This is a genomic window from Micromonospora sp. NPDC048947 (genome assembly GCF_040649495.1).
GTDB lineage: Bacteria > Actinomycetota > Actinomycetes > Mycobacteriales > Micromonosporaceae > Micromonospora > Micromonospora alfalfae.
Genome location: NZ_JBEZFO010000028.1, coordinates 15,600 through 30,106 on the forward strand (window position 1 = coordinate 15,600; position 14,507 = coordinate 30,106).

Annotated in this window: 8 protein-coding genes and 1 pseudogene; 6 read left to right on the forward strand and 3 right to left on the reverse strand. The window is 68.7% G+C overall.

From position 1 onward, the window contains the following. Positions 1-2: 2 nt before the first annotated feature. Complete coding sequence (locus AB0B98_RS30130) at positions 3-3,551, reverse strand: ThuA domain-containing protein (protein ID WP_357366967.1); 3,549 nt, start codon at positions 3,549-3,551, stop codon at positions 3-5. Positions 3,552-4,059: 508 nt separating this feature from the next. On the opposite strand from AB0B98_RS30130, the gene AB0B98_RS30135 reads away from it, so the two are divergent. From AB0B98_RS30135 to AB0B98_RS30160, 6 genes are all read left to right on the forward strand, one after another. Beyond that, a complete protein-coding gene (locus AB0B98_RS30135; protein ID WP_238666858.1) occupies positions 4,060-5,586 on the forward strand; it encodes a sugar ABC transporter ATP-binding protein in 1,527 nt (508 codons plus the stop codon). A gap of 55 nt (positions 5,587-5,641) precedes the next feature. After that, positions 5,642-6,613: an ABC transporter permease gene (locus AB0B98_RS30140; protein WP_357366969.1), complete on the forward strand. Its 972-nt coding sequence runs from the start codon at positions 5,642-5,644 to the stop codon at positions 6,611-6,613. A gap of 2 nt (positions 6,614-6,615) precedes the next feature. Beyond that, the gene (locus tag AB0B98_RS30145; protein WP_357366970.1) at positions 6,616-7,599 is read left to right on the forward strand and encodes an ABC transporter permease; all 984 of its coding nucleotides are present in this window, start codon (positions 6,616-6,618) and stop codon (positions 7,597-7,599) included. 13 nt (positions 7,600-7,612) lie between these two features. Then, positions 7,613-8,797: a substrate-binding domain-containing protein gene (locus AB0B98_RS30150; protein ID WP_238666861.1), complete on the forward strand. Its 1,185-nt coding sequence runs from the start codon at positions 7,613-7,615 to the stop codon at positions 8,795-8,797. A 7-nt stretch (positions 8,798-8,804) separates the two neighbouring features. Then, a complete protein-coding gene (locus AB0B98_RS30155; protein ID WP_357366972.1) occupies positions 8,805-9,656 on the forward strand; it encodes a sugar phosphate isomerase/epimerase family protein in 852 nt (283 codons plus the stop codon). 83 nt (positions 9,657-9,739) lie between these two features. Continuing rightward, a complete protein-coding gene (locus AB0B98_RS30160) occupies positions 9,740-12,133 on the forward strand; it encodes an RICIN domain-containing protein (protein ID WP_357366974.1) in 2,394 nt (797 codons plus the stop codon). Positions 12,134-12,199: 66 nt separating this feature from the next. On the opposite strand, the pseudogene AB0B98_RS30165 reads toward AB0B98_RS30160, so the two are convergent. Both AB0B98_RS30165 and AB0B98_RS30170 read right to left on the reverse strand, forming a co-directional pair. Beyond that, positions 12,200-13,174, reverse strand: a pseudogene (locus AB0B98_RS30165) (family 43 glycosylhydrolase); the annotation flags it as partial. 55 nt (positions 13,175-13,229) lie between these two features. Beyond that, a complete protein-coding gene (locus tag AB0B98_RS30170) occupies positions 13,230-14,255 on the reverse strand; it encodes a LacI family DNA-binding transcriptional regulator (RefSeq protein ID WP_357366976.1) in 1,026 nt (341 codons plus the stop codon). Between the last annotated feature and the right edge of the window lie 252 nt (positions 14,256-14,507).

The following is a 14,507-nucleotide window of genomic DNA, read 5'->3' on the forward strand; positions in this document are numbered from 1 at the left end:
GATCAGAGTGCGGTGAAGCGCCACTGCTGGTTGGCCGCGTTGCTGCAGGTCCACTGCAACACCCGGGCGCCGTCGGCCGTGGAAGCACCGTTGACGTCCAGGCAGAGCCCGCTCAGCACACTCTTCACCGTGTACACGCCGGAGGTTCCCGTCGCGGTGGGGGTGAACTTCTGCTGGTTGCCGTTGTTGCAGGTGGCCTGCTGGAGGAAGGCACCCGCCGTGGTCGAACTGCCGACCACCTCGACGCACTTGCCGCTGTGCACCGCCTTGAGGTAGAGCGCGCCGTTACCGGCGTCGACGGCCTGCCACCGCTGGTTGTTGCCGCCGGTCGACGCCCACTGGGTGATCTGGGCGCCGTCGGCGGTGGAGACCCCGCTGACGTCCATCAGCTTGTTGCTGTGCTGCGCGGTGACCGTGTAGGTCTTGCCCGCCAACCCGGTGCCGGTGCCGGTGCCGGGTGTCCCGACGCCGTTCCCGCCGAAGGTGTGCGAGTCCAGGTCGAACGAGTTGTTGGCGTTCTTGAACACCATGTAGAGCGTCTGTGCCCCACTGCTGGCGGCGACGCTCACCGGGGTCGTGGACTGGTAGTTGTCCCAGCCACCGGTACTGGGCACCGTGGTGGTGGCCAGCAGCGTCCCGGTCGGCGAGCCGGACCGCAGTTCGATCGAACCGCCGCCGGAGGGCGACGACACCCGGTAGCTCACTGTGGAGATACCGGACAGGTTCATCGGGCTGAACGCGATCCAGTCGTTCGAGGAGATGTCACCGATGCGCTTGGTGCTCTCCGCCGCGGCCTGGTCGATGACCCGGATGCCGGACTGGCTGCTGAAGTACTCGGACTGCTTGTGCTTCGGCTGCAGGATCGCCTGTGCGGTGCCGGTGAGCGGAGACCCGCCGCCCGAGCCGCCGTTGTCGGTGTACCGCGCGTTCAGCACGTAGAACAGGTTGGCGCCATCGGGGTGCCCGCCGAGCAGGTCGGTGGAGATGGTGCCCGAGCAGCCGGGATACTCGGTGGTCTCGTGCGCGTGGTCGTCGTGACCCAGCGCCGGGTTGAGGAACACCTTCGAGCAGTCGACCGTTCCGCCGTCCGGATCGGTCACGGTGATCTGGTACGACACCTTGTCACCGAAGGTCAGCATGCCGCCGTTGCCCGGTGTGGTGATGGTGACCACCGGGGCGCTGTTGCCGACGGTGATCGGCACGTTGGCGAAGCCGGTCTTGCCGGTGCTGTCGGTGACCTTCAACTGGGCGGTGTAGTTGCCGTTGGAGGTGTACACCTTCGACGGGTTGGCCGCCGTCGAGGTGGTGCCGTCGCCGAACGTCCACAGGTAGCTCAGCGTGTTGCCGTCCGGGTCGGACGTGCCAGCGCTGCTGAACTGGACCGTCAGCGGCGCGCTGCCGCTGGTGGGCGTGCCGGTGGCCTTGACGATCGGGGACCGGCCGCCCTGGATGTAGTCGATCCGGTAGAGCCCGGAGTCGCTGTTGCCGCCGCCGAAGTTGGTGCCCCACTCCAGCAGGTAGAGCGAACCGTCCTTGCCGAACTCCATGTCCATCGGCTTGTTGAAGCCAGTGCCGGACAGGAACGGGTTGGTGCGGGTGACCGCCGAGGAGGAGTCGAAGTGCACCTCCTTGATGTAGTTGCGCGCCCACTCGTAGAAGAAGTGCACCCCGTCGTAGTAGGGCGGGAACTTCGTCGCGGACGGGTTCGACGCGTCGTACCGGTAGACCGGGCCGCCCATCGGCGCCGAGCCGCCGGAGCCGAGCTCCGGGAAGGTCGTCGAGGCCGGGTAGCCGTACCAGATGTTCGGCATGACGACCGGCTTCAGGCTGGTCAGACCGGTGTTGTTCGGCGAGTTGTTGACCGGTGCCGAGCAGTTGAACTTCGCGCCGACCACGCCGGTGTCCGGGTTGTACGGCGCGTACGGCTGGTTGTTGCCGTGGCAGAACGGCCAGCCGTAGTTGCCGGGCGTCTTGATGACGTTCAGCTCGACCAGGCCCTCCGGACCCCGGTTGGTGGTGGGCGGGTTGCGGTCCGGCCCGTAGTCGGCCAGGTAGACCCAGCCGTTGGCCGGGTCGATCGAGAAGCGGAACGGGTTGCGGAAGCCCATCGCGTAGATTTCCGGCTTGGTCTGGGCCGTGCCCTGCGGGTAGAGGTTGCCGCTCGGGATGGTGTAGCTGCCGCTGGCCCCGGGCCGGATGCGCAGCAGCTTGCCGCGCAGGTCGTTCGTGTTACCCGCGCTGCGGGCGGCGTCCAGGTTGGACTTGCCCGAGCGCCAGTCCAGCGGGGCGTAGCCCTGCCAGTTGGGGTCGAGGTTCGGCGGCGTGTCGTCGCCGGTGCCGATGTAGAGGTTGCCGTCCGGACCGAACTTGATGTAGCCGCCGGTGTGGCCGGGCTCGGGGAACGTCCGGTCCCGGTACGCCGGGATGTCGATGATCGTCACACCGCTCGACGTGTTCAGCGTGTCACCGCTGACCGTGTAACGGGAGACCCGGTTGACGTCGGTGCTGCTGCTCGCCGGCGAGTGGTACAGGTAGATGTACCCGTTCGTGGCGAAGTTGGGGTCCAACGCCATGCCGGTGAGGCCGTCCTCGCCACCGGTGTAGACGCTGAGGGTGCCGGCGGTGACGGTGCTGTTGGTGGAGGGCTTGAAGATCTTCACCTGGCCGCCGCGCTGGACGTAGAAGACGCGGCCGTCCGGGGCCACGCCCATCGCCATCGGGTCGACGGTGTTGTCGTCGAGGGTGCGCTTCTCGAAGTTGCCCCACACGGTGCCGCCGCAGTCTCCGGCGGCGTTACCGGCCGCCCACTTGATGCCGCCGAGCACGTGGTTCTGGAAGTTCGCCTCGCTGTAGGAGGCGATAGCGTGGCCCATCGCCGTGGCCCACACCCGCCCGCCGCCGGTGTCGCGGCACCAGGAGATCGGGTGGTCGTTGCCCATTGCCCGGGATCCCGGGTTGTAGGTGCGCTCGTCGGCGGTCACCAGCACGTGCACCTTGCCGCGCGGGTTGGCGTCGAAGTTGTACCACTCCTCGCTGCGGGTCCACCGGTCCGGCAGGCTGGCCGTCGACGGGTGCTTCTTGTCGGCGACGATGGCGGTGCCCTGGAGCACGCCGGGGGAGTGCTCGGGCATGTGGGCGCCGGCGTTGATGGTCTGGTCCCACCACGGGTACTCGGACTCGATGCCCATGTCGAGGGCGTTGTGGATGGCTACGATGCCCTTGCCGCTGGCGAGGTAACCCTCCACCGCCTGGCGCTGCGCCGCCGAGGTCCAGACCATGCCGGAGGTCTGGAGCATGACGATCACGTCGAAGGTCGCCAGGTTGGCGGCGGTGAAGACGCTCGAGTCCTCGGTCGCCACCATCTCGAAGTTGTTCGCGGAGGCCTGCTGCTGGAGCATGCTGATCCCAGCCGGGATCGAGTCGTGCCGGTAGCCGGTGGTCTTGCTGAACACCAGGGCCCGGAAGGCCGGGGCCGCCGAAGCGGGTGGAGCGAGTCCGAGCGCCAGCAACAAGCCGGCGATCACCGAGATGAGCAATGTGTTGCGACGCATGCCGTCTCCTAGGTTGGGCGGGCGTAGGGATTGCGACCACGGGGCCCTACCACGCGTCAGGTTGACCCTGGACACGTGCGGGGACACGGGCGCGCTGGTCTGTCCTCATGCCGTTCGCCGCAACGGCAGTCAGACCTGCGAGACGTCACACAGCGTGATGGTGGCTGTGGTTCTCGTCCCGTGGTCCACGAGGTCAGGATGAGCCAGAGATCGATGGCTGTCAATCAACAAAGTAACGTCCGACGTCCTGCCCGGTGAACGACGTCCGTGCTCGGCTCCCTTGCTGCGGCGCCGCCTGTCGATCCCGGCCCGACCTGGCAGTCGGACTTGATCGAGGATTGCGGACCCGCATCCAAACATCTATCTTCATACGTGTGATGTTTCGTCGATGTCAAGGGAATGTTTGCACCGCAAGAACGTAAGTCGTGGTTGTTGCCACGAAAGCTTGTTGTTCAGCGCCTTGAAGCCGCCGTAGTGTGGCATCCAAATATATCTATCATTACTGTCTGTGAGGGCCTTCGGGATGTCAGATCCGCCGCCGACGCCGCTTCTCACCCTTCGGGGCATCGGCAAGTCCTTCCTCGGAGTCCGCGTTCTCGATGGTGTCGACCTCGATGTCGCGCCGGGCGAGGTGCACGCCGTCGTCGGTGAGAACGGTGCCGGGAAGTCGACCCTCATGAAGATCGTCTCGGGCGGGCACGCCCCGGACGGCGGCACTGTCGAGTTCGCCGGTGCGACGCGTACGTTCCGTGGTCCACGCGACGCGCAGCGGGCCGGCATCGGCATCATCCACCAGGAGTTCAACCTTCTCCCGGAGCGCACCGTCGCGGAGAACGTCTACCTGGGGCACGAGCCGGTCCGACGCGGGCTCGTCGATCGTCGTGGAATGCTCGACCGCACCACGCGGCTGCTGGCCTCGATCGGTGAGACCACGTTGCCGGCCGACGCCCGGGTGGGACAGTTGGGCGTCGCACAGCAGCAGGTCGTCGAGATCGCCAAGGCCCTCGCCCTGGACGCGCGGCTGCTCATCATGGACGAGCCGACCGCCGCGCTCGCCGACCACGAGGTCGAGTTGCTCTACGGGCTGGTGCGCCGACTCCAGGAGCGGGGCATCGGTTTGCTGTACGTCTCGCACCGGCTCGCCGAGGTCTTCGACCTGTCCGGTCGGATCACAGTGCTCAAGGACGGCCGCCGGGTCACCACTGTGGACACCGCGAGCACCACCGCCGACGAGTTGGTGCGGCACATGGTCGGCCGGGAACTGTCCAGCTACTACCCGGACCGGGCCGCTCCCGAGGACCGGGGCCCGGTGCGGCTCAACCTCCGCGACGCTGGCAACCGGAAGCTGCGCGACGTCAACCTCCAATTGCGCGCCGGCGAGGTGCTCGGCATCGGCGGCCTCCAGGGCTCCGGACGCTCGGCGCTGGCCCGCGCGATCTTCGGGGTGTCGCCGTTCACGACCGGCGACGTCACGCTCGACGACCGGCCGGTCCGACTGCGCTCACCCCGCACCGCCATGCGGGCCGGCATCGCCTACGTCACCGAGGACCGCAAGGGCGAGGGGATCGTCCCCCGGCAGTCGGTACTGGACAACGCGCTGCTCGCCAGTCGGGCCGTCTTCGCCGCCCGGTCCGGCCGGGCCGCGAGGACCGCCCGCGTACGCGAGTTGCTGGCCGCCGTGGAGATCCGCGGCGCCGGCGACGACCAGGAGATCCGCTTTCTGTCCGGCGGCAACCAGCAGAAGGTCGTGCTGGCCCGATGGCTCGCGCTCAACCCGCGGATCCTGCTCTTCGACGAGCCGACCCGGGGCATCGACGTGGGCGCGAAGTCAGCCATTCACGACCTCGTCCGCCGCCTCGCCCGTGACGGCGCGGCCGTGCTGATGATCTCGTCCGATCTACCGGAGCTGCTGGGGATGAGTGACCGGATCGTCGTCATGCGGGACGGCCACGTCGCGGGCGAGCTGCCCGCCGGCGCGACCGAGGAGGAGGTCGTCGCGTTGGCGGTCGGCACCGTACGGGAGAAGGCCCAGTGAGCGCGAGGAGTGAGTCGGGTTTGCGAGCCCCGCAGTCGCGAACCGAGGTGGCCCAGTGAGCGCTCTGTCGCTGTTGCCGGCCCGGCGTTCGGTACCGGGCGTGTTCGTGGCCCTGACCCTGACCCTGGCGATCGGCTGGCTGGTCGTCCTGCTCGACGGTGGTCAGCTCTTCAACCAGTCGACGACTGTGAGCCTGCTGCACGTCGCCGCCGGCCTCGGGTTGGTCGCGGTGGGGCAGACCCTGGTCATCCTGGGGGGCTCGCTCGACCTCTCGGTGGCGTACGTGATCAGCCTCAGCACCCTCGTCGCGGCCGAGACGATGAACGGCAGCGACGGCGCGGTGCTGCCGGCGATCGGCCTGGTGCTTGTCGTCAGCGCCGGTGTCGGGCTGCTCAACGGGCTCCTCGTGACCAGGTTCCGGGTCAACGCGTTCATCGCGACCCTCGGCGTCGGGCTGCTGCTCAAGGGCTACCTCGACAACGGCTACGACGGCCCGGCCGGCACCACGGCACCCTCGCTGGTGCAGGCGCTCGGTTATCAGCGCGTCGGGCCGGTGCCGGTGTCGTTCCTGCTGCTGATAGCTGTCACCGCGGCAGCCTGGTTCGCGCTCTCGCGGACCCGCTTCGGTCACCACCTGGTCGCCGTCGGCGGGGATGCGGAGGTGGCCCGGCTCTCCGGCGTCCGCAACGACCGGGTCCTCGTCACCGCCCACGTGCTGTGCTCGATGTGCGCGGGGCTCGCCGGCATCTACCTCGCCAGTCGGCTCGGCTCGGGCGCCCCGCGCGTCGGCACCGAGGGCCTCTACGACCTGGAGTCGATCGCCGCTGTGGTGATCGGCGGTACCGCCCTCGCCGGTGGGCGTGGCGGTGTCATCGGCACTGTCGGTGGCGTGGTGCTGCTGGCCAGCATCGACGCCATCTTCAACCAGCTCGAGGTCGACGCCTTCTTCAAGCAGGTGATCCGGGGCGTCATCATCATCGCCGCGGTCGCCGTCTACGCCCGCCGGGCCATGCGAAAGGCGGCCTAGCCATGCAGACCGTCCAGCCCCGTTCCCTGCCGCTGCGTCTGCCGCGGGTGCGTCCCGGTGGTGTCCTGCCGATCCTCGCGATCCTCGCGGTGCTGTTGGTGCTCGTCGGCATCCGGCAGCCCGACTTCCTGGCCCCGCAGTCGCTGATGTCCTTCCTCGGTCGTTCGGCGCCGATCATCCTGCTCGCCGCCGGCCAGTATTTCGTGATCGTGTCCGGCGAGTTCGACCTCTCGGTCGGTTCCCTGGTCACCGCTCAGGTGGTGGTCGCCGCCCGGCTGATCGACAGCGACCCGTCGCGTACCTGGCCGGTGGTGCTGCTCCTGCTCGCCTTCGGGGCACTGGTCGGGTTGGTCAACGGCCTGATCACGACACGGCTGCGGGTGCCGTCGTTCATCACGACCCTCGGCATGTTCCTGATCCTCGTCGGCGCTGTCTACCTGTGGTCCGACGGCGCACCGAAGGGCGGGCTCTCCGAGGAGTTCCGACGGTTCGGCCGACGGGCCTTCGAGGACGTGCCTCTGCTGGGCCGTGTGCCGTACGCGCTGCTGGTCCTGGTGGTCCTGGCGGTGGCGGCCGTGCTGCTGATGCGTTCCGACTTCGGCCGGACGCTGGTCGCCGTCGGCGACAACCCGCGCACCGCCGAGCTCAGCGGTGTACGCGTGTGGCGTACCCGCACCTTCGCCTTCATCCTCAGCGGGCTCGCGGCGGCGGTGGCGGCGATTCTGCTGGGCGGCTACAGCGGCGTGTCGTTCCAGGCCGGCGCGGGTCTGGAGTTCGGCGCGATCACCGCTGTCGTCCTCGGTGGGGTGGCCCTCGGCGGGGGTCGCGGCGCTGTCGTCGGGGCGATGCTCGGCGCGCTGACCCTCGAACTGCTGTTCGCCCTCATGAATTTCTACGGCGTCTCCGGCGCCCTCAGATCGACCGTCCAGGGCGGGATCATCCTGCTCGCGGTGGCGGTCTCGGCAACGCGTTCTTCTTCGAGATAAAGGGGAAACCATAGTGCGACGTTCCATGGCGGCGATTGCCGCTGTCACAGTGCTGTCCCTCGCCGCCTGTGCCACCGACGAGCCGGCCGCCGGCCCGTCGGGAAGTGCATCCGCCGCCACTGGCTCCGGCACCGGGGACCAGTCGAAGTTCTTCGTGCAGGCCGACTACGACGCCGAGTTGGCGCTGCTCGACGCGGCACCGACGGGCCCTGCCGACAAGCCGTGGGAGCAGGTGCTCAACCCCACGATGGTCGACACCGCCAAGTTCAAGAAGGCCGGTCCACACAAGATCTGCTTCTCGAACGCGGCGCTGAACAACCCCTGGCGGCAGGTCGGCTTCAAGACCATGCAGGCAGAGGTCGAGGCGCAGAAGAGCCGGATCAAGGAGTTCGTGCACGTCGACGCCGAGGGCAAGGACCAGAAGCAGATCGCGGACATCAACGATCTGCTCGGTAAGGGCTGCGACGCGCTCATCGTCTCGCCGAACACCACCGCCACCCTCACCCCAGCCGTCGAGGCAGCCTGCAAGGCCGGGCTGCCGGTCGTCGTCTTCGACCGTGGGGTCGACACGAAGTGCCCGGTGACGTTCATCAACCCCATCGGCGGTTACGGGTTCGGCCACGTCGGGGCCGAGTTCGTCAGCCAGAAGATGAAGCCCGGCGGCAAGGTCCTCGCCCTGCGGATCCTGCCCGGCGTCGACGTCCTGGAGACTCGCTGGTCGGCGGCGAAGGTAGCGTTCGACAAGGCGAAGGTCGACGTCGTCGGTGTCGAGTTCACCGATGGCGATCCGGCCAAGACCAAGAAGATCGTCGACGACTACATCCAGCGGTACGGCACCATCGACGGCGTCTGGATGGACGCCGGAGCGGTGGCCGTCGCGGCGGTCGAGGCGTTCCAGGACGCGGGCAAGCCGGTTCCTCCGATGAATGGCGAGGACCAACTCGACTTCCTGAAGATCTGGAAGGACAAGAAGCTCACGGCGATCGCGCCGACCTACCCGACCTACCAGTGGCGTACGCCGATCATCGCGGCGCTGCGGATCCTCGACGGTCAGCAGGTTTCCAACCCGTGGAAGCTGCCGCAGCCGACCGTCACCCAGGACAACCTCGACCAGTACCTCGACGCGGGCATGCCGCCGCTGCACTACGCGATGTGCGGCTGCACCGACCTGCCCGGTTACCCGCAGCGCTGGAAGTAGGAGCCCGATGTACGCCATCGGCGTCAACCCCTGGGTCTGGGCCTCGCCGGTCGACGACGAGGCCCTGGCCAAGCTGATTCCGCGGATCGCCGCGTTCGGCTTCGACGCGGTCGAGTTGCCGATCGAGCAGCCTGGCGACTGGGACCCGATCCGTACCCGGGACCTGTTGGCGGCGCACGGCCTCGTCGCCGCCGGTGTCTGTGCGGTCACCCCGCCGGGGCGGGAACTGGTCGACGCCGCACCGGCGGTCGTCGAGTCGACGGTGGCGTACCTCAAGGGCTGCGTGGCGAGCGCGGCGGCCGTCGGCGCTGGTTGCGTCGGCGGCCCCGCGTACGCCTCGGTCGGCCGCACCTGGCGGATGTCGGCGGCGGCACGCGCGGCCTGCTACGCGGATTTCCGGCGGGCCCTGGCGCCGGTGGCCGAGCAGGCCGGCGAGGTGGGCGTGAGCATCGGTGTCGAGGCGTTGAACCGCTACGAGACGAGCGTCGTCAACACCATCGAGCAGACGATCGAGTTGATCGACGGGCTACCGCCGAACGTCGGCATCATGATCGATACCTACCACATGAACATCGAGGAGGCGGACCCCTACGCGGCCCTCGCGGTCGCCGGCCCGCACATCAAGCACGTCCAGGTCAGCGGCACCAACCGGGGCGCTCCCGGCGCTGACCACTTCGACTGGCCCCGCTTCTTCGCCGTCCTGCGCGACACCGGCTACCAGGGCGCGATCTGCATCGAGTCGTTCACGGCGGAGAACGATGCCATCGCCACCGCCGCGGCGATCTGGCGTCCGTTGGCCCCCTCGCAGGACCGTCTCGCCACGGACGGCCTGCGTCATCTCCGGGAGATCCTCGGATAACACCCCCGAGCAGCCACCCCCCCCGCGCTGGTCGAGGCCGTTCCACCACCCCCACCCCGTTCTCACGTCAGGAGCACCGTCCCGTGTCCTCGTCCCTTTCGTCGCTGCGCCGACTGCTGGCCGGCGCCGCCGCGACAGCGGTGACCGCAGTGGTCGCGGTGACCGCCTCGGCCTCCCCGGCCCTCGCGGCCACCACCACCCTCTACGCGTCGCCCTCCGGCACCGGCACCACGTGTTCCGCCAGCCAACCGTGTTCGTTGGGCGCCGCCCAGACCGCGGTGCGGGCGATCAACAGCGCGATGTCCGGTGACATCGTCGTCGAGTTGGCGAACGGCGCCTACCGGCTCTCGTCGCCGCTGCGGTTCACCGCCGCCGACTCGGGCAACAACGGCTATCAGGTGATCTGGCGGGCGGCCTCCGGCGCGCGTCCGACGATCACCGGCGCCCGGGCGGTCACCGGCTGGTCGCTCGTCGACTCCGGCAAGAACATCTGGCGGGCCAACGTTCCCGCCGGGCTCGACTCCCGTCAGCTCTACGTCAACGGGGCCGTCGCCACCCGGGCACGCACGGCCGTGAACCGTTCCGACTTCACCTTCACCACGTCCGGCATGCGGTTCACCAACAGCGGGCTCAACTACCTCAACAACCTCGGCAACCAGAACCGGGTCGAGGTGGAGAGCGTCGGCTCGTTCACCGACCGGTACTCGCCGGTGCAGAGCATCAGCGGCAACTTCCTGACGATGCAGCAGCCCGCCTGGAACAACAACACCTTCGGCTTCGACACGCTGTCGCGCCCGCACCGGGCGGGCCCGTTCTACCTGGCCAACGCGTACGAGTTCCTGGACTCGGCGGGGGAGTGGTATCTCAACCCGACCAACGGCCAGCTCAACTACATTCCGCTGAGCGGACAGAACATGAGCTCGGTCAGCGTGGAGCTGCCGCAGTTGCAGTCCCTGGTGAACGTCGGCGGCACCTACGACGCGCCCGCGCACCACATCTCGTTCAGCGGGATCACCTTCACCGGCACCAGCTGGCTCGGCCCGAGCAGCAGCAACGGCTTCGCCGACCAGCAGACCGGCGCGCACATCGTCGGTTCCTGGGCCCGCCCGTCGGACGCGCTGACCTCCTGCCAGGAGGGTTGCCCGCTGTTCGAGGCCACCCGCCCGAGCTGGGCGCAGATGCCGGCCGCGGTGCAGGTCTCCGCCGCCAACACCATCAGCTTCAGTGACTCCCAGTTCGTCAACCTCGGGCAGACGGCCATCGGCATCGGCAACGACGCCAACGCCCACGCCAGCGGCGTCGGCCTGGGGGCCAACAACATCACCGTCACCCGCTCGGAGATCGCCCGCAACTCCGCCGGTGGCGTCGTGGTCGGCGGCGTACGCGCCGACGCCCACCACCCCAGCGACCAGCGGATGGTCAACCGCAACGTCACCATCAGCAACAACAAGGTGCACGATCTCGGTCTGGAGTACCGCGGTGTCGTCTCGATCCTGACGACCTACGTGAACACCTCGCTGGTCTCGCACAACGAGGTCTACAACATGCCGTACACCGGTCTGTCGGTCGGCTACGGCTGGGGCGCCAACGACGCCGGCGGTAGCCAGCACTACGCCAACCGTGGCCTGTACAACTATCAGCCGCGGTACACGACGGCGACCACCGCTGCCAACAACCAGGTCGTCGGCAACTACGTGCACGACGTCATGCAGCAGATGACCGACGGTGGGTGCATCTACACGCTGTCGGCGAACCCCGGTGGGTCCATCACCCAGAACTACTGCCTGCGGACCAACGGCTGGTTCGGGCTCTACTTCGACGAGGGCTCGCGTTACTACACCGCCCGTAACAACGTGTTCTCCTCCACCGGCACCTGGGCGACCGCCAACTACTACTACGCCGAGAACATGGGCAACTTCACCGTTACCAACAACTGGTCGACCAACGGCAGCACGAACGTGACGAACGGCGACCGCGGCAACGTGGTCAACAGCAACGTCACTGTCAGCAACGGCAGTTGGCCGTCGGGCGCGCAGACGGTGATCAACACGGCTGGTGTGCAGAGCGGCGGCAGCACCAACCCGACGAACGTGCAGATCGTGGGCGCCCAGTCGGGCCGCTGCGCCGAGATCGGCAACTCCAGCACGACCAACGGCACGCAGGCCCAGATCTGGGACTGCATCAGCAACGTCGCCAACCAGCGGTGGACCCACACCGCGAGCCGGCAGCTCATGGTCTACGGCACCAAGTGCCTGGACGCCTCCGGCCAGGGCACCACCAATGGCACCGCAGTGGTGATCTGGGACTGCAACGGTGGCACCAACCAGCAGTGGAACGTCAACGCCAACGGCACGATCACGGGAGTGCAGTCGGGTCTCTGCCTGGACGCCAACGGCGCCGCTACGGCGAACGGCACGAAGTTGATCCTCTGGGCCTGCAGCGGCGGCACCAACCAGCAGTGGCAGCTGCGCAGCTGATCCAGTAGCTGGACACCGACGGGTCCGGGCCGGGGGCGTGACGCCTCCGGCCCGGACCCGTCCGGTCTAGCGCGCCACGTTCGCCCTCGCCGGGTCCACCGTCAACCCGGTGGTGGCCTCGTAGCGGACCGGGATGGGATCGGTGAGTTCCCCGACGAACGTTTCGTCGACGTGGTCGAGGAAGCCGATGAGGGACCAGCCGTCGGCGGGTCCGGGGACCAGCCGAGGCGCGTACAGGTGCGGGTGGGCGAACGGCTGGGCGGACGCGATGTCCCACGGCCCGAGGGTGGTCTCGCCGGTCGCCACCCAGATCCGGTGGTCGTCGTGCCGAGCGCTGCCGGTGGCCTCGGCGGAGAAGAGCAGCAGCGGCTGCCCGTCGAGGACCGCCACCTGGGGCACCTCCAGGTGACCGAAGCCGGCCGGAGTCGACAGCGGCGGCGCGACGGTCCAGGTGACGAGGTCGGTGGAGGTGGCGTGGCCGACGACGCCACGGGTGTTCGCCGGACCGGTGTTGGCGCGGGCGGTGATGAGCATGTGCCACCCCTCGCCGTCGGGGTCGGGAAACACCCACGGGTCACGCCACGCCTGCTCGTACCACAGCTCCTTGTTAAGCAGCTCGTACCAGGTGGGGTCGGCCTGGACGACCGGTTCGGTGCCGTGCCGGTGCCAGGTCATGAGGTCGTCGGAGACAGCCAGTCCGATGCGTTGGACGAGCCCGTCCTCCGCACGACTGACCCCGGTGTAGAACAGGTACCACCGTCCGTCCGGCCCGCGGACCGTGCAGCCCGTCCAGGTCGCCAGGTCGTCCCAGCTGGGCGCGTCGGCGGGGACCACGGCGTCGGCGACCAGGCGCCACGAGCGCAGGTCCGTCGAGACGGCGTGGCCGATGCCGGCCCGGCGGTGGCGGCGGTGCGGGTCGTGCAGGGCGCGGGACGCGCGCAGGAAGAACACGTGCCAGAGGCCGTTGTCGTCCCGCGCGTACCAGCTGTCCCACACCCAGTGGTCGGGTAGACGAAGCATGGACGGAAACCTAGCACTAAACCGTTTTAGCGTCGGTCAAAGCTCAAGCCGTCGGCACGGATCGGAGGGCCGGTGGTCAGCCGGCCGGTGGCGCGAGGGACCGGCGTCGGCGCAGGGGCATCGGAACGAGCGAGGGTTCGGCGGCGCCCCCGTCCAGGAGTAGCTCGACAGCTCGCCGCCCCATCTGCTCGTGCGGTAGCGCGGTGGTGGCCAGGCTGGGACGCAACCAGGCGGCGATCGGGTCGTCGTCGAACGAGATGACCGAGATGTCCTCCGGGACGGTCAGCCCCGCCTCGCCGAGTGCCTGGTAGGCGCCGAAGGCCAGCCGGTCGTTCATGCAGATGATCGCGCTGGGTCGCTTCGGCTTGCTCAGCAGGCTGCGCATGGCCGCGTACCCGTGCTCGGGCAACCACTCGGTGCAGAAACACTCGGCCAGGAGGCGGACCTTCGCCTCGTCCAGCGTCTGTTGGATGCCGTGCAGGCGGGCGCGGGCGGCGAGCGAGACCTCCGGGTCGTCCTCCTTGAGTCGGTTGCGCCCGATGAGCGCGATCGCGTCGCGGTGGCCGAGCTCCAGCAGGGCGCCGGCGACGGAGCGTCCGGCCCCCTCGTCGTCGGGGACCACGCTGGGCAGGCCGTCGGGGCTGGTGGCGTTGAGCAGCACCACCGGGCCGCCGAGGATGGCCGCGGGCACCGTCAGCCGTCGGGTCGCCATCGCCGCGTAGATCACCCCGTCGACCTGCCGGTCCAGGACGGCCTCGATGGCGTACTGCTCGAAGGTGGCGTCGCCCTGCGTCTCGGTGATGAGCAGGACGTGGTCCCGTTCGCGGGCGGCGTCGAGGGCGCCGCGGATGAGGTCGCCGGCGAACCGGGTGGTGGCCACGATGTCGGAGACGAACGCGATGGTGGCTGTCTTGCGGGTGCGCAGGCTGCGCGCGGCGAGGTTGGGCCGGTAGCCGAGTTCCTCGGCGGCGGCGAACACCCGCTGGTGCGCCTCGGCCGAGAGCCGGGTGCCCTCCCTGCCGTTGAGCACCATCGACGCGGCGGTCTTGGACAGCCCGGCTCTGCGCGCGACGTCGGCGAGTGTTGCTCTGTTGCGGCCCATCAGTCCTCCGAATCAGGCGCGGTGCCACAGGCGCCGCTCCCGCCCATCATGATGCGTCGCCGTCCGGGAACGAGCGCCGGTCACGTCGGCGCGGTGTGAACCCGACGTTTCCGCACCGTTGCCAAGTAGTCCTTGACAGCTCCCCGTGCCACGCGCATGCTCTGCTAAATCAGTTTAGCGACCACTTCTGGTGCATCCAGAGGCGCCTTCGGTGGCCGTGCCGGGTTCTTTTCTGCTGACGGTACGGGTGCT